Genomic DNA, 16,255 nt, shown 5'->3' on the forward strand with positions numbered 1-16,255 from the left:
TTCGTTCCTACTCCCCTACTCCCCTACTCCCCTACTCCCCTACTCCCCTACTCCCCTACTCCCCTAAACATTCAGCAGCAGATACTCCCGCTCCCACGGGCTGATCACTTCCATGAAGGTCTCGAACTCCGCCCGTTTGATCGCCGCATAGGTGGCGGCGAAGGACTTGCCCAGATGCGCGCAGAGTTCCTCGTCGCCCTCGAACAGGTCGACGGCTTCGAGCAGGCCGCGCGGCAGGTCGATCTCGTCGGCATTGGCGGTGGTCAGCACGGGAGGCTCGGCCTTGATCTTGTTGGTGATGCCGATCAGCCCACAGGCAAGCGATGCCGCAAGCGCTAGATAGGGGTTGGCATCGGAGGACGGGATGCGGTTTTCGACGCGCCGAGCCGCCGGATCCGAACGTGGCACGCGAAATGCCGTGGTGCGGTTGTCATAGCCCCATTTGTTGTTGACCGGCGCCGACGCCGCCTGTGTCAGCCGGCGGTAGGAATTGACGTAGGGCGCGAACATCACCAGCGCGTTCGGCACATGCTTCTGCATGCCGCCGATAAAGTGGAAAAAATCGTCGGTTTCCGAGCCGTCAGCGGCCGAAAAGATGTTCTGTCCAGTCTTCTTGTCGATGATCGACTGATGGATATGCATGGCGGAGCCGGGTTGCCCCTGGATCGGCTTGGCCATGAAGGTGGCGTAGATCTCGTGCTTCAGCGCCGCCTCGCGAATGGTGCGCTTGAACATGAACACCTGGTCGGCCAGTTCGATCGGGTCGCCGTGGCGCAGATTGATCTCCAACTGGCCGGCGCCTTCCTCGTGTATCAGCGTATCGATCTCCAGGCCCTGGCTTTCGGAGAAATGGTAGATGTCGTCGATCAGTTCGTCGAATTCGTTGACGCCGGCGATCGAATAGCCGGCGCCGCCGCCGATCGCGCGTCCCGACCGGCCGACAGGCGGGGTCAGCGGATAGTCCGGATCGGGATTCTTGCGCACCAGGTAGAACTCGATCTCGGGCGCCACCACTGGCTTCAGGCCGAGCTTGTCATAGGCAGCCACCACACGCTTCAACACGTTGCGCGGCGTGAACTCGACTGAGCGTCCGTCCTGGTGGACGAGATCGCAGATGACCGCGGCCGTCGGGTCTTCTTCCCAGGGCACCACCGTCAGCGTCGACAGGTCCGGCATCAGTTTGAGGTCGCCGTCGTCTTCCGGGTAATGGAAGCCGTTGCCATCCTCGGGGTAGCCGCCGGAAATCGTTGTCATGAAAACTGCCGACGGCAGCGCCAGCGAGGTGTTGGAGGTGAATTTCTTCGACGGCATCATCTTGCCACGCGCGACGCCGGCCTGATCAGGCGTGATGCACTCGATATCCTCGATGCCGCGCCACTCCAGCCAGGCGCTGACTTCCTTCCAGTTCTTGACGCCCCGTTGGTTTTTCACGAAGGCAGGCGTACGGACACGTCCTCCGCGGCTCGACGGACGGACTTCCTTTTTTGCAGGCGGCATCATTCACCAGATTGGGTTGCGGATTGTGGAGTATAGCCGTGCCCCCCTGTGGAAGGGAAGGGGAGCCGCGTCGGGCATTGGCCGGTGCGGTTGAAAATCACGCCAATCGGCCTAGTTTCGGCCGTCGCAATTCCAATCGAGGCCCAAATCTTAATCGAGAAATTGAATGCGGCCCAACGGCAAACTGACGACGATCGGATTCGATGCCGACGACACGCTGTGGCAGAACGAGCAGTTCTTCCGGCTGACGGAAAAGCGCTTTGCCGCCATGCTCGTCGACCATGGCGAAGCCGAGCATATCTCGGCACGATTGCTGGAGGCCGAAAGGCGCAACCTCGCCGTCTATGGCTTCGGCATCAAGGGATTTACCCTGTCGATGATCGAGACGGCGATCGAGGTCACGCAAGGCCGCGTACCGGCCTCGGTCATAGCAGAGATTCTCGATGCCGGCCGCGAAATGCTGAGTCATCCGATCGAGGCCTTGCCGCACGCCCGCGAGACGGTCGAAAAGCTTGCCGGCGCATTCCGGCTTGTGTTGATCACCAAGGGCGACCTCTTCGATCAGGAGCGCAAGCTGGCTGGCTCTGGCCTTGGCGATCTGTTCGACGCGGTCGAGATCGTCAGCGACAAGAATGCCGCCACCTATAGGAGGATCTTCAGCCGCCACGGCGATGGTGCCGCGAAAAGCATGATGGTCGGCAACTCGCTGAAGTCGGATGTGGTGCCGGCCATCGAGGCCGGCGGCTGGGGTGTCCATGTGCCGCACGAACTGACCTGGGTGCTGGAGCATGTCGAAGCGCCGGTAACCGAATCGAGGTTCCGCCAGATATCCGATCTCGGACAACTGCCCGGATTGATCGAAAGCATCATCGATCCGTGATTGCCGGGCCTTACCTAATTTGCTCAATTCCGGACGGAAAACCGTTACACACTTTCCCGCAATTAGCTTAGCGGCCGATGAGGCAATCGATCACCGGTTGCAACCGTTCGGGCGTGATCGGCTTGGCGACCACCACGTCGATGATACCAGACAGGCCCAGACTTTCCGTCGCGCCATTCTTGGTTGACAGCAGGATTACCGGTGGCAGCGATTTGCCCGAGGCGCGGCGCAACGCGGCGATGCTGGACATCAGGTTCTCGCAGTCCTTGTTGTCGGCGCCGCCGTCAAGGACAACCACACCGGGAATGAGGGACCGCAAGATCCTTGCCGCCGTGTCGGGAGATTCCGAAATCGGCTTGAGCCCGGATCGCTCGACGATCTTTGAAATCACCACGCGATTGATTGGCGATTTCCCGACGACAAGCACCTGCGACGGATCACGGATCGCCTCGGCGCTCGAGTCACGGGTCGCCAGATTCGGATGTCTTGGAGTCTCGCCTTGGCGGTTCACCGGGCACACAAGTCGGCCAAGAAGCTCGCCCCTATTTCAATGCAGAGTTGAATCCGGAGCGCAATTGGCGTGAGATCGGAGCCTATGTCAAGTTGAAATAAAGTACCCTAAATCATCGCCGGGAGCAGTGAATTTCAAGCAACGCTACTGTACTCAACTGTCCACACGTGAGCTTGATGAAAAGAAAATTCACCTGCGCAGAGGCTGCGCAGGTGAAGGGTCGGTTGCATGGATTCGGTCAGCCGTGGCTCTGCTGCGTGACGATGACCGGGATCAGCAGATCGCCCCAGTTGCCGTCGCCGCCGTGATGTCGTGCCGAGCGCACGAGCTCGACCGAGACGCCCGCCTCGACCGCCTTCATCACCGACTGGTTGAGGCGGTGCAGGTCGTTGGCCAGCATGCGGATCGTCGCCTGCTGGTCGACGCTCATCGTCGTCGACTGTTCCTCGGCGCGTTCCTTGACGCGGCTTATCGATGCCATTGGTCTTCTCCTTGTGTTCCAAGCCCTGTTGGGCGTTCCCTCTGTATTTCTGCGGTCCGCTATTCCGCGGCTGGTTTGAACTGCGCGTGCTCGGTCGATTCATGCATGGCGGTGGTCGACGACTTGCCGCCGGTGATCGCCATAGACACGGCGTCGAAATAGCCGGTGCCGACCTCGCGCTGGTGCTTGGTCGCGGTGTAGCCATTGGCCTCGGCCGCGAACTCCGCTTCCTGCAACTCGGAATAGGCCGCCATCTGCCGTGCCTTGTAGCCGCGCGCCAGCTCGAACATGCCATAGTTGAGCTGGTGGAAGCCGGCGAGCGTGATGAACTGGAACTTGTAGCCCATGGCGCCGAGCTCCTTCTGGAATCTGGCGATCGTCGCGTCGTCGAGGTTCTTCTTCCAGTTGAACGAGGGCGAGCAATTGTAGGCGAGCAGCTTGTCGGGATGATGCTTGCGCACGCCCTCAGCGAATCTCCTGGCCTGTGCCAGGTCGGGTTTCGAGGTCTCGCACCAGATCAGATCCGCGTAAGGCGCATAGGCGATGGCGCGGGCGATGCAGGGCTCGATGCCGTTCCTGACATGGTAGAAACCTTCCACCGTGCGCCCGGCGTCGTAGTCGACGAAAGGCTGGTCGCGTTCGTCGATGTCGGAGGTGAGCAGCTTGGCGGCTTCCGCATCGGTGCGCGCGACGACCAGGGTCGGCGTGCCCATCACGTCCGCCGCCAGGCGCGCGGCATTGAGGTTGCGGATGTGCGCCGCGGTCGGGATCAGCACCTTGCCGCCGAGATGGCCGCATTTCTTTTCCGACGCAAGCTGATCCTCATAGTGGACGCCGGCGGCGCCCGCCTCGATGAAGGCCTTCATGATTTCGAAGGCGTTGAGCGGTCCGCCGAAGCCGGCTTCCGCGTCGGCAACGATCGGCGCGAACCAGGTCTCGACCGAAAGCCCGTTGCCTTCGGAGGTCTCGATCTGGTCGGCGCGCTGCAGCGTGCGGTTTATGCGCTTGACCAGTTCGGGCGCCGCATTGGCCGGGTAGAGCGATTGGTCCGGATACATCGCACCAGCCGTGTTGGCGTCGGCGGCAACCTGCCAGCCCGACAGGTAGATCGCCTTCAGCCCGGCGCGCACCTGCTGCATCGCCTGATTGCCGGACATGGCGCCGAGCGCGTTGACGAAGTCCTCCTCGTGGATCAGCTTCCACAGCCGGTTGGCGCCCATTTCGGCGAGGCTCTGGCGGATCTGCACCGAACCGCGCAGGCGCTTCACATCCGCCGCGGAGTAGGGCCGTTCGATACCGTCGAAGCGACCTTCCGGAGCCGATGGGACGAGGTTGTAAAAATCAGTCATTGGTCACTCCGAGGGATTGCTGATCTGTGTCAAGGCGTCAAGAATTTGGGGTCGTTGGGTATGACTGGATTTACATTTCTGCGCGAAATCAGCCACATAAATCCACAAAGCCGGCAGAATATAAGAGAAAACCTGTGTTGTGTTTGACAGAGGTGCATTGTAAATTTGTCATTGTTGTAAAAGGCCAAAGCCCAAAAAATTCGTGTAAATGCTGTAAAGGACAGTCCGTGGCTGACCAGAAGATCTTCGCCGGGCCGCGCATCCGCCGCATCCGCAACGCCAAGGGCCTGACCCAGACGGCGATGGCCGAGGGTCTTGGCATTTCGCCATCCTATCTCAATCTGATCGAGCGCAACCAGCGGCCGCTGACGGTGCAGCTGATCCTCAGGCTGGCCTCCGTCTACAAGGTCGATCCACACGAGCTGCAGGGCGAGGCGAGGGGATCTGTCGCTGCCTTGAAGGAAGTGTTCACCGACCCTCTGCTGGTCGGCGAGTTGCCGGGTGATCAGGAACTGATCGAGCTTGCCGAGGCGGCGCCCAATGCGTCCGCGGCGGTGATAAAACTGTTCCGCGCCTATCGCGAGCAGGCCGAGCGCCTGTCCGATCTCAACGAGCTTTTGGCGCGCGAAGGTCGGGCGACGGCGCTTTCCGGCGCCCGCCTGCCGATCGACGAGGTGCACGAGATTTTCGAGCGCCGGCCGAACCATTTTGCTGCCCTCGAGGAGGAGGCCGCGGCGTTCACCTCGGTGCTCGATCCCGGCGACGATCTGTTCGGCGCGCTGAAGGCCTGGCTGAAGCGCGAATATGGCATCGTGGTCAAGGTGCTGCCGGTCGCGACCATGCCGAACTGGCGCCGCCGTTATGATCGTCATTCGCAGCGCCTGTTCCTGTCCGAACGGCTGTCGCCGTTCGACCAGTTGCGCGAAGTCGCTATGGAGGCCTGCCTGATCCGCATGACGGTCGCGGTCGCCGGCGAGATCCAGGCGCTCAAGCTGAGCACCGACGAGGCGCGCCGCCTGGCCCGCTTCGAACTTGGCCGTTATGCGGCGCATGCGCTGATGATGCCCTATCAGGCCTTTCATGCGGCTGCCGTGCGCGCCCGCTACGACATCGATGTCCTGCGTTCGCGCTTCGGGGTCTCCTTCGAACAGGCAGCCAACCGGCTGACCATGCTGCAGCGGCAGGGTGTCTCCGGCGTGCCGTTCTTCATGCTGGAGGTCGACAATGCAGGCAACCGCTTCCGCAAGGCCGGCAGCCAGGGGTTTCCACAAAGCCGCTTTGGCGGCGGCTGTCCCAAGCTGCCCGTGCATGTTGCCTTCACCCAACCCGGCCAGATATTTGTCGAGACGGTGGAAATGCCCGACGGCGCCGAGTTCCTGTGCATCGCCCGCACACTGGAAGGGCCGCAAGGCGCGTTCTCGGAACGCCCGCGCCGCACCGCATTGCTGCTTGGCTGCGACATCGGCTTTCGTGACGACATCGTCTATGGCGCGGCATTACCCGGTGCGGCAATCACCGCAAAGGCCGGCAGTATCGCGGCGACGCCGGTCGGGCCTGCCTGCCGGCTTTGCGAACGCGTCGGCTGCCTGGCGCGCGCCGAGCCGCCGGTGACGCGCCCGCTCGGCCTCGACGAGATGGTGACGGGCCTGAGTGCCTTCGATTTCCAGTAGCCGTGTTCCTCTGAAATAGGAGCAAGGTGCCACAATTGTCGCCGGCCGCTGGCTCAGTTCCGGCCTGCGCCTTTGCGTTACGCGAACAGAGCATCTTTTTGTCGTCCCTTGCGCATCGTCCCGTCCACAAAAGCCCGACAGTCGCGCTCATGATCGATACCGCATCGCCGATCGTCGCATCGCCAGCCGTCTCGCCGCGCGAGGAACGCGTCGGCATGCTTTTGGTCTTCCTGTCGGCGCTGATGTGGAGTTTCGGCGGCACCATCGCCCGCTTCATCACTGTCGGTGACAGCTGGACGGTCATTTTCTGGCGCTCCGTCTGGGCAGCCGCCTTCCTGGTCTGCTTCATGGTCTGGCGCGACGGCTGGCGTGGCACGCTGAAGCTGTTCCGCGACATGGGTCTGCCCGGCCTTGCCGTCGGGATCTGCTTTGCCACCGCATCGACCGCCTTCGTCGTGGCGCTGGCCTACACCACCGTCGCCAACATCCTGTTGATGCAGGCCGGCGTGCCGCTTCTGGCGGCGCTGTTTGCCTGGGCATTGTTCCGCGAAAGGGTTGGTGCCGCGACCTGGGTGGCGATTGCCGCCGTCATTGCCGGCGTCGCCACCATGGTGTCGGAATCGCTTGATGGCGCCGTCTCGCCCATAGGCGATGGGCTGGCGCTGTTGATCGCGGTCATGTTCTCGGTCGCCACCGTCATCACCCGGCGGTTTTCCGGCGTGCGCATGACGCCGGCGACGTGCCTCGGCACCATGCTCGCGGCCGGCTTTGCCGTCTCGCAGGCATCGACCTTCGCCGTGTCGGTCAGCGACATGGGCTTTCTGTTTGCCTTCGGCGTGGTCAATCTCGGTCTCGGCCTCGCCTTCTTCGCCACCGGCGCGCGGCTGATACCGGCGGCCATCGCGGCGCTGCTCGGCACGTTCGAACCGATCCTCGGTCCGATATGGGTCTGGCTCATCCATTCCGAGGTGCCGTCGGGGCGCACCATCATCGGTGGCGCGGTGGTTGTCACGGCGCTGCTCGTCCATATCGGGCTCGAATTCAAGCGCCAGGCACGGCCCGAACGCGCCGGGGTCACCGGGGTGCCGTCGCCTAATTGAAGCGGCCTGCAGCTTTGCCATTGACAACGTCGCTGCAGCACGGGCAGGCTGGGAATACGGCAACAACAAGACAGGCGTATCTTGCCAAGTCTCCCAGCCGGTCCGATCGAGACCGGACCATATCGTCGTATCTCTGCCCGCGCCACGGCGAAAGCCTATGACGGTATGCCTCCCAGGCCGCCTCAGGGGCATCGAGCCATCTCATCGAACCGCCTGCATGGTCTCGGCAGTTCGCGCTTGTCGCCCCTTGGAAAGCTCAATAGTCTGAAGAAAATGCCGGTCGCGCTGATATCGCGACGAGCCGGTGAAGGAACACTCATCAAAGGAGAATAGCATGATCCGCAAAGCGCTCTGGCTTTCGGCAACCTCGGCATTCCTGACATTGTTCACCGTCGGCGGTCACGCCGAGGATCGTGTCGTCAACGTCTTCAACTGGTCCGACTACATCGACAGTTCGATCATCGACGATTTCACCAAGGAAACCGGCATCAAGGTTGTCTACGACACCTTCGATTCCAACGAAATCCTGGAGACCAAGCTGCTTGCCGGCGGCAGCGGCTACGACGTCGTCGTGCCCAGCGGCAATTTCCTCGCGCGCCAGATCCAGGCCGGTGTGTTCCAGAAGCTCGACAAGTCGAAACTGCCCAACATTTCCAACATGTGGGATACGGTAACCGAGCGCACCGCCAAGTACGACCCCGGCAACGAATACTCGGTCAACTACATGTGGGGCACGGTTGGCATCGGCTACAACATCAAGAAGGTGCAGGCGGCACTCGGCACCGACAAGATCGACAGCTGGGATGTCTTCTTCAATCCCGACAGCCTGGCGAAATTGAAGGACTGCGGCGTCTACGTGCTGGACTCGCCGGCAGACATCATCCCGGCGGCGTTGAAATATCTCGACCTCGACCCGAACAGCACGTCACCCGATGATATCGCCAAGGCCGAGGAGACCTTGCTCAAGGTCCGGCCTTACATCAGGAAGTTCCACTCCTCCGAATACATCAACGCGCTTGCCAACGGCGATATCTGCCTGGCGGTCGGCTGGTCGGGTGACGTGTTCCAGGCCCGCAACCGCGCGGTCGAGGCCAAGCAGGGCGTCGAAATCGGCTATTCCGTGCCGAAGGAGGGCGCGCAGATGTGGTTCGACCAGATGGCGATCCCTGCCGACGCGCCGCATGTCGCGGAGGCGCTCGAGTTCATCAACTACATGATGAAGCCGGAAGTTATCGCCAAGTCGTCGAACTACGTGCTCTACGCAAACGGCAACAAGGCCTCGCAGCAATTCGTCGACAAGGCACTGTTGGAGGATCCTTCGGTTTATCCCGATGCCGAGACCATAAAGAAGCTCTACACCGTCTCGCCATACGATCCCAAGACCCAGCGCGTCATCACGCGCACCTGGACCAAGATCGTCACTGGCCAGTAAGCAATCCGACACGGTCCCGGCAGCCACCTGCCGGGACCGTTTCTACCTGGGGTAAGAAGCAAGAATCAGGACGGAGTGGGACATGAAATCGCTTGGCAGCATCCGCAGGGATTTTGCACCGTGGAACGACCCGAATGCCAAGCCGTACATCCAGTTCGACAACGTCACCAAGAAGTTCGGTGACTTCACCGCCGTCAACAATCTGTCGCTGACCATCTTCGAGCGCGAGTTCTTCGCCCTGCTCGGCGCCTCTGGTTGTGGAAAATCGACGCTGCTCAGGATGCTCGCCGGCTTCGAGGAGCCGACAGCCGGCCGCATCCTGCTCGATGGCCAGGATCTGCGCGGCATCCCGCCCTACCGGCGGCCGGTCAACATGATGTTCCAGTCCTACGCGCTGTTCCCGCACATGACGGTCGAGAACAACATCGCCTTCGGCCTCAAGCAGGACGGCATGCCGAAGCCCGAGATCGCGTCGCGCGTTGCCGAGATGCTGAAGTTGGTCAAGCTCGAGCAGTTCGCCAAGCGCAAGCCGCATCAGCTGTCCGGCGGCCAGCGCCAGCGCGTCGCGCTCGCCCGTTCGGTCGCCAAACGGCCGAAAGTGCTGCTGCTCGACGAGCCGCTTGGCGCTCTCGACAAGAAGCTGCGCGAGGAGACGCAGTTCGAACTGATGGACCTGCAGCAGAACCTCGGCCTCACCTTCGTCGTCGTCACCCACGACCAGGAAGAGGCGATGACCATGGCCGATCGCATCGCCATCATCGACAAGGGCGAGGTGATGCAGGTGGCAACGCCGGCCGAAGTCTACGAGGCGCCGGGGTCCCGCTTCGTCGCCGGCTTCGTCGGCAATGTGAACATGTTCGAGGGCAAGATCGCGCGTGGCGAGGCCGGCAGCGCCAGCATCGATGCCGGCAACGGCATCACCATCCGCACCGACAATGCCGGCACCGCCGGCGCCGGGACGGCCGTCACCTTCGCCATCAGGCCCGAAAAGATCAAGGTGTCGTCGAAGAAACCGGCCGAGGCGGTCAACGCCATCGAGGGCGAGGTCTACGACATCGCCTATCTCGGCGACATGACCGTCTATCATGTCAGGCTGGACGACGGCCAGGTGGTGCGCGCCAGCACCATGAACGCGGCCCGCATCACCGAGGATCCGTTGAGCTGGAACGACCGCGCCTGGGTTTCCTTCCGGCCCGACGCCGGCGTCGTGCTGACGCGGTAGGGGCGACCATGTCGAGCGCCGCCGTCACCACCGCATCAGCCTCTCCGACGACCAATGCCGGCAAATCCATCCTCGCCAGGCTGGGTGCTGCCTTCGTTGGCCGACTGGTCATCATCATCCCTTATGTTTGGCTGCTGTTCTTCTTCCTCATTCCGTTCGTCATCGTCTTCAAGATCTCGCTGTCGCAGACGGCGATCGCCATTCCGCCCTATACGCCGGCGCTCGATTTCAGCGGCGGAGTTTCCGGGTTCCTCGCCCAGCTGAAACAACTCAGCCTCGACAACTACGCCTGGCTGACGCAGGACGCGCTCTACTTCAACGCCTATGTGACCAGCGTCATCATCGCCGCGGTCTCGACGGTCCTGACACTGCTCGTCGGCTATCCCATCGCCTACGGCATGGCGCGCGCGCCGGCGACGATCCGCCCAACCTTGCTGATGCTGGTGATCCTGCCGTTCTGGACCTCGTTCCTGATCCGCGTCTACGCCTGGATCGGCATTCTCAAGCCCGAAGGGCTGCTCAATCAGCTGCTGCTCGCCACCGGCGTCATCCACCAGCCGCTGATCATCCTCAACACCTATACGGCGATCTTCATCGGCATCGTCTATTCCTACCTGCCGTTCATGGTGCTGCCGCTCTATTCCGCGCTTGAGAAGATGGACTATTCGCTGATCGAGGCAGCCAAGGATCTCGGCTGTCCGCCGACCAGCGCGTTCTGGAAGATCACCTTCCCGCTATCGCTGCCCGGCGTCATCGCGGGCTGTCTGCTGGTGTTCATTCCGGCCGTCGGCGAGTTCGTCATTCCCGATCTGCTCGGCGGATCGCAGACGCTGATGATCGGCAAGACGTTGTGGAACGAGTTCTTCGCCAATCGCGACTGGCCGGTATCGTCGGCCGTCGCCGTCATCCTGCTGTTGCTGCTGATCGTGCCGATCATGCTCTTCCAGCGGGCCCAGGCGCGCGCTCAGGAAATGGACAGGTGACCTCATGAACGCCACCTGGAGCCGCTTCAACATCACCTCGATCGTGCTTGGATTTGCCTTTCTCTATCTGCCGATCGTGCTGCTCATCGTCTTCTCGTTCAACGAATCGAAACTGGTCACGGTCTGGGGCGGTTTCTCGACCAAATGGTACGTCTCGCTGTTCCACAACCAAGGCCTCATGGACGCGACCTGGGTGACGGCGCGTGTTGGCCTGATCTCGGCCACGGTTGCGACGGTGCTGGGCACCCTGGCGGCACTCACCTTGACCCGCTACACGCGCTTCAAGGGCAGGGTGCTATTCTCCGGCATGGTCTTTGCGCCGCTGGTCATGCCGGAAGTCATCACCGGCCTGTCGCTGCTGCTGCTCTTTGTCGCCGTCGGGCTCGACCGCGGCTTCCTCACCGTGACGCTCGCCCACATCACGCTGACCATGTGCTTCGTCGCCGTGGTCGTGCAGTCGCGCCTCATGACCTTCGACCGCTCGCTGGAAGAAGCCGCGATGGATCTTGGCGCAACGCCGGTGAAGACCTTCTTCCAGATCACATTGCCGGTTATCATGCCGGCGATCGTCTCCGGCTGGATGCTGGCTTTCACCCTTTCGCTCGACGATCTGGTCATCGCCAGCTTCACCTCCGGGCCGGGCGCGACGACGCTGCCGATGAAGATTTACAGCCAGGTTCGCCTCGGCGTGACGCCAGAAATCAACGCCGCCTGTACCATTCTGATCGCCGTCGTGGCGATTGGCGTCATCATCGCCTCGCTTGCCAACAAACGGCGTGAGGTGCAGCGCCAGCTCGACGAGCAGGCCGCGCAGCGCGGGTGAAAGATAGGAGGCGCGGTGGCGGCCTATTCCCCCGAAACGCCGCGGCTGATCGGGGAAATGAACGGCGTGCTCCATGTCCCGCCGACGAAGAACGACGACTGGTTGGGACCTTGCTGGCCGTTGGCCTGCGTTGCCGCCTGCTCAGGCTGAATGACGCCGCCGGACAAGGCCAGTCCGCGCCCGGCGTAGGACGCGATGCCGGACAGCCAGATCTTGTACTTCGCTGAATTGGCCTCGGCCTTGTCGATCCGCGCCACGCCCTTCGAAATGGTGGCCTTGATCTCGGCGCCGTCGATCGGCAATGTTCCGTCAGAGACATCGTCGAGCGCGAAGAAGCCGCCCTGTTCGGTATGTTTGAGGAAGGCCGGCAGGTTGAGCTTGCTCAACGCACCCGGCCCGAAGGTCGCCGAGACCGAGCCGTCGGCATTGTCGAAGATGGAATCCCAGGTTCTGCCCGGCCCCTTGAGGATCACCGAGACGGTGCCCGTGCCGACCGGCACCAGCCGCGTCATCCCTGCCGCCGTACCGAAAGCACCGCCGTCGATGTCGGACGCCAGAAGGCGGATTTCGACCTGCGAGCCTTCCGGCTTGCGATCGAAGCGAAGGCTGGTCTGGATGTTGCCGCCGAAGGCCGAGGCATCGGAGATGTCGAAGACGGACAGACCATCCTTGACCTGGGCGGTGGCGGCGACGTCGGCGAGCTGGATCGGCCCCGCCGTGGCGTGCGCCGCCGACAGCCTGAGATCGAGATTGATCTTGTCGGCGAAACTTGTGTCGATTTCGCCGGGCCCCGCCCCTCCGGTCGGCACCAGCGGGGTGAAGGCTGACAGAAACGATCTGAGGTCGAGCGTGTCGAAGGCGAGCGTGCCGGAGATTACCGGTTGTGCTTCACCAAGCGAGAGGTCCAGTGCACCCATCCCCGGATTGTTGTCGAGCGCAATCGCCGTGTTGTCGAACTTGACGCGCCCGCCGGTCGCGGTGATCTTGCTCGAAATGCTGACCGAGCCGATCGCCGCACCCGGAGCGATGCCGGCCTGCGACCATTCCAGGACACGCCGCAGCGAGGGTGCCGAGAACTTCGCCTGACCGTCGAAATAGGTATTTTCAGACATGCTGGCCGTGCCGTCGAACGAGAAGGTGGCGGGTGCCGCCTTGAAGGACAGCGTCAGCGGCGCCGTGCCGCCGGCAAACAGCACAAGCGGTCTGGCCGAGGCGACGTCCAGCGCGACGCTTTCGCCCCGCCAGATCCCTGTTGCCGACAGCGTCGCATTGCTGTTCATCGCCGCCCAATTCGCCTGACCGTTCAAACTGCTCAGGATCTCGACGTCCTTGCCGCCGATGGAGGCGACCATACGGCCGTCGCGAAACTCGACCGTGCCGAAGGTGTCGGTAGGCAGCTTGTCGAGGTCCGGCTTGGCGGGGTCGGCATTGACCACGCCGCGCGCCGTGTCGATGGAACGCGTGATGCGCCCGCCGGTGGGGACAGCGGGCAGGAAAAGGCCGGCAGGTGTGCGCTGGACCCGGATCGTCGGCCGCACCAGCCGCGCCGTCGAAAACACCACGTCGCCGCGCAGCGCCGCCATGGCGGAAAGGTCGACCTCGACCCGTTCTGCCTCGACCACAGGCGGCGCCTCGGTGTCGGTCCATTGTGAAAGCGTCACATCGGTCAGGATTGCCCGGAATGTCGGCCAGACCTCGATGCGCGGCGAACCGTCGATGGCGACCCGGAAGCCGCTCCACGCGCTCATTTCCCAGGCGATGCGGTCGCGCACGATACGGGTGGAGGCGATCAGCGGCAGGGCGGCAACGACCAGCGCGATGACGATCACGGCAGCGCCGATCGCCCATATTCCGCGCCGGATCATAGATGATGGCATATGGCCCCGTATGCTTCCATTCCGACAAATCGCCCGACGGGTGTAACCCAGTCGTCACCACGACCCCCAGTCGTCACTACGACTGCAGTCGTGACCACACTTCCGGCCGCCACCACGACTTCAAGTTGTCACTACGACTTAGGGCTGAGGCATTTCAAGTCTTTATGGCCCGGCGATGGCATTTGCGCACATCTGGTCGCATCAGCCGAACAAAATCTTGCTCTGCTGCGCTGCGATATGCATAAGCGATGGCGACCGTGGAGGAACGATTATGGCTGCCGGACAACCGCTCTGGACCCCGACGCAAGACCAGATTGACGCAGCACCCTTGACCGCCTTCACCAAGGCCGCCGGAGTGAAAGCCGGCGTAGCGTTTTCCTCGTATTCGCAGCTTCACGCCTGGTCGGTCGAGGACCGTGAAGGGTTCTGGAGCCTGATCTGGGATTTCTGCGGCATCGTCGGCGACAAGGGCGATAACCTGCTCGTCGACGGCGACAAGATGCCCGGCGCTTCTTTCTTTCCCGATGCGACACTGAATTTCGCCGAGAATCTGCTGAAGAAGACCGGCTCAGGCGACGCAATCGTGTTTCGCGGCGAAGACAAGGTCGAGCGCCGGCTGTCCTGGAACGAGTTGCACGCGCTGACCTCGCGGCTGCAGCAGCTTTTCCTGTCGCTCAAGGTGAAGAAGGGCGACCGCATTGCCGCCATGATGCCCAACATGCCGGAGACCGTCGCCGCCATGCTGGCCGCCGCCTCGATCGGTGCCGTCTGGTCGTCCTGCTCTCCCGATTTCGGCGAGCAGGGCGTGTTCGACAGGTTCGGCCAGATCGAGCCCGTCGTCTTCATCGCGCCGGATGGTTATTGGTACAATGGCAAGGCGATCGAAGTCGCCGACAAGATCGCCGCGGTCGCGGCCAAGCTCGGCACTGTCCGCAAGATCCTGGTCGTCAACTATCTCGGCACATCGAGCGATGTCGCCGGGACCATCGACAAGGCGGTAGCGCTGGAAGAGGCGCTGTCGCCCTTCGCCGGCAAGCCTGTCACTTTCGAGCCGCTGCCGTTTTCGCATCCGCTCTACATCCTGTTTTCGTCGGGAACGACCGGCATTCCCAAATGCATCGTCCATTCGGCCGGCGGCACGCTGATCCAGCATGTCAAGGAACACCGGCTGCATGCCGGTCTCACCGATGGCGACCGCTTCTTCTACTTCACCACCTGCGGCTGGATGATGTGGAACTGGCTGGTGTCGGGGCTCGCTTCGGGTGCCACGCTGCTGCTCTATGACGGTTCGCCCTTCTATCCCGACGGCAATGTGCTGTTCGATTTCGCCGATGCCGAGAAGATGACCTTTTTCGGCACCTCGGCCAAATTCATCGATTCTGTGCGCAAGGCTGGTCTCAAGCCGATCCGCACGCATGATCTGGCCACGGTGCGGGCAATCTCCTCCACCGGCTCGCCGCTGTCGCCGGAAGATTTTCGCTTCGTCTATGACGGCATCAAGAAGGACGTGCACCTGGCCTCGGTCTCCGGCGGCACCGACATCGTCTCCTGCTTCGTGCTCGGCGTGCCGACGCAGCCGGTCTGGACCGGCGAGATCCAGGGACCCGGCCTCGGCCTGGCAGTCGATGTCTGGGACGACGACGGCAGGCCGGTCCGGCAGGAAAAGGGTGAGCTGGTCTGCGCAAAAGCCTTTCCGGCTATGCCGATCGGCTTCTGGAACGACCCCGATGGCAAGAGGTACCGGGCGGCCTATTTTGAGCGCTTCGACAATGTCTGGTGTCATGGCGATTTCGCCGAATGGACCGAGCATGGCGGCCTCATCATCCATGGCCGCTCCGACGCCACGCTCAACCCGGGCGGGGTGAGGATCGGCACGGCGGAGATCTACAATCAGGTCGAGCAGATGCCTGAGATCCTGGAAGCATTGTGCATCGGACAGGACTTCGACAACGACGTGCGCGTCATCCTGTTCGTGCGGCTAGCCGCCGGCGTGCAGCTCGACGAGGATCTGGAAAAACGCATCCGCGCTAAGATCCGCAGTGGCGCCAGTCCCCGCCATGTCCCGGCCAGGATCGTTGCCGTGTCGGATATTCCCCGCACCAAGTCGGGTAAGATCACCGAACTCGCGGTGCGCGATGTCGTGCATGGCCGCGCCATCAAGAACAAGGAGGCGCTCGCCAATCCAGAGGCGCTCGAGCTGTTCAAGAACCTGCCTCAGCTGGCCGAGTAATTGGCAGCCGGCATGGTTAACGAAATATCTCGCTAGAATTTACCTAGATTTCATGAGTGGTACACATTCGTAAATTTTCCGGCGCCCCGGTAAGGAGTTGTTAAGGTCCGGCGTCGATAGTCGCACGTAACTTGAGGGAGAAATCCCGTTCCTCAGCCCCGAGGATCCGAATTCGCTCAAGCCCCGTTGTGACAGCAATC

13 protein-coding genes are annotated in these 16,255 nt (G+C 62.3%); 8 read left to right on the plus strand and 5 right to left on the minus strand.

Annotation, left to right across the window (positions count from 1 at the left end; translation table 11 throughout):
• Positions 1-63 precede the first annotated feature (63 nt).
• Positions 64-1,500 (minus strand): glutamine synthetase family protein, encoded by a 1,437-nt coding sequence (locus tag NKI99_RS04600; RefSeq protein ID WP_023809183.1) that lies wholly within the window; start codon positions 1,498-1,500, stop codon positions 64-66.
• Positions 1,501-1,663: 163 nt separating this feature from the next.
• On the opposite strand from NKI99_RS04600, the gene NKI99_RS04605 reads away from it, so the two are divergent.
• Positions 1,664-2,377 carry an HAD family hydrolase gene (locus tag NKI99_RS04605; protein ID WP_023809182.1) on the plus strand — a complete coding sequence of 238 codons (714 nt, stop codon included), beginning with the start codon at positions 1,664-1,666 and terminating at the stop codon, positions 2,375-2,377.
• A 67-nt stretch (positions 2,378-2,444) separates the two neighbouring features.
• On the opposite strand, the gene NKI99_RS04610 is transcribed toward NKI99_RS04605, so the two are convergent.
• From NKI99_RS04610 to aceA, 3 genes are all read right to left on the minus strand, one after another.
• Positions 2,445-2,897, minus strand: coding sequence for a PleD family two-component system response regulator (locus NKI99_RS04610; protein ID WP_352461268.1), 453 nt, complete (start codon positions 2,895-2,897; stop codon positions 2,445-2,447).
• 229 nt (positions 2,898-3,126) lie between these two features.
• Positions 3,127-3,369, minus strand: coding sequence for an SMc00767 family acetate metabolism repressor (locus tag NKI99_RS04615; protein ID WP_006202762.1), 243 nt, complete (start codon positions 3,367-3,369; stop codon positions 3,127-3,129).
• Positions 3,370-3,428: 59 nt separating this feature from the next.
• Positions 3,429-4,718, minus strand: coding sequence for an isocitrate lyase (gene aceA, locus NKI99_RS04620; RefSeq protein ID WP_023809180.1), 1,290 nt, complete (start codon positions 4,716-4,718; stop codon positions 3,429-3,431).
• A 227-nt stretch (positions 4,719-4,945) separates the two neighbouring features.
• On the opposite strand from aceA, the gene NKI99_RS04625 reads away from it, so the two are divergent.
• From NKI99_RS04625 to NKI99_RS04650, 6 genes are all read left to right on the plus strand, one after another.
• Positions 4,946-6,388: a helix-turn-helix domain-containing protein gene (locus NKI99_RS04625; RefSeq protein WP_023809179.1), complete on the plus strand. Its 1,443-nt coding sequence runs from the start codon at positions 4,946-4,948 to the stop codon at positions 6,386-6,388.
• Between the two features lie 149 nt (positions 6,389-6,537).
• Positions 6,538-7,488 carry a DMT family transporter gene (locus tag NKI99_RS04630; protein WP_352609933.1) on the plus strand — a complete coding sequence of 317 codons (951 nt, stop codon included), beginning with the start codon at positions 6,538-6,540 and terminating at the stop codon, positions 7,486-7,488.
• A 334-nt stretch (positions 7,489-7,822) separates the two neighbouring features.
• Positions 7,823-8,920, plus strand: coding sequence for a polyamine ABC transporter substrate-binding protein (locus NKI99_RS04635; RefSeq protein ID WP_352440789.1), 1,098 nt, complete (start codon positions 7,823-7,825; stop codon positions 8,918-8,920).
• 82 nt (positions 8,921-9,002) lie between these two features.
• Positions 9,003-10,142: an ABC transporter ATP-binding protein gene (locus NKI99_RS04640; RefSeq protein WP_013530249.1), complete on the plus strand. Its 1,140-nt coding sequence runs from the start codon at positions 9,003-9,005 to the stop codon at positions 10,140-10,142.
• 8 nt (positions 10,143-10,150) lie between these two features.
• Positions 10,151-11,125: an ABC transporter permease subunit gene (locus NKI99_RS04645; RefSeq protein WP_023809176.1), complete on the plus strand. Its 975-nt coding sequence runs from the start codon at positions 10,151-10,153 to the stop codon at positions 11,123-11,125.
• Between the two features lie 4 nt (positions 11,126-11,129).
• Positions 11,130-11,948, plus strand: a complete 819-nt coding sequence (locus NKI99_RS04650) for an ABC transporter permease (RefSeq protein WP_013530251.1) — start codon at positions 11,130-11,132, stop codon at positions 11,946-11,948.
• Between the two features lie 23 nt (positions 11,949-11,971).
• Here the strand turns inward: NKI99_RS04650 and NKI99_RS04655 are convergent, their stop codons facing one another.
• Positions 11,972-13,825: an AsmA family protein gene (locus NKI99_RS04655; RefSeq protein WP_352440788.1), complete on the minus strand. Its 1,854-nt coding sequence runs from the start codon at positions 13,823-13,825 to the stop codon at positions 11,972-11,974.
• A 271-nt stretch (positions 13,826-14,096) separates the two neighbouring features.
• Here NKI99_RS04655 and NKI99_RS04660 point away from each other — a divergent pair, with 271 nt between their 5' ends.
• Entirely contained in the window at positions 14,097-16,055 is a 1,959-nt protein-coding gene (locus NKI99_RS04660; protein WP_352440787.1) for an acetoacetate--CoA ligase, read from the plus strand.
• Positions 16,056-16,255 lie beyond the last annotated feature (200 nt).

It is taken from the genome of Mesorhizobium sp. M0239 (genome assembly GCF_040321815.1).
Taxonomy (GTDB): domain Bacteria; phylum Pseudomonadota; class Alphaproteobacteria; order Rhizobiales; family Rhizobiaceae; genus Mesorhizobium.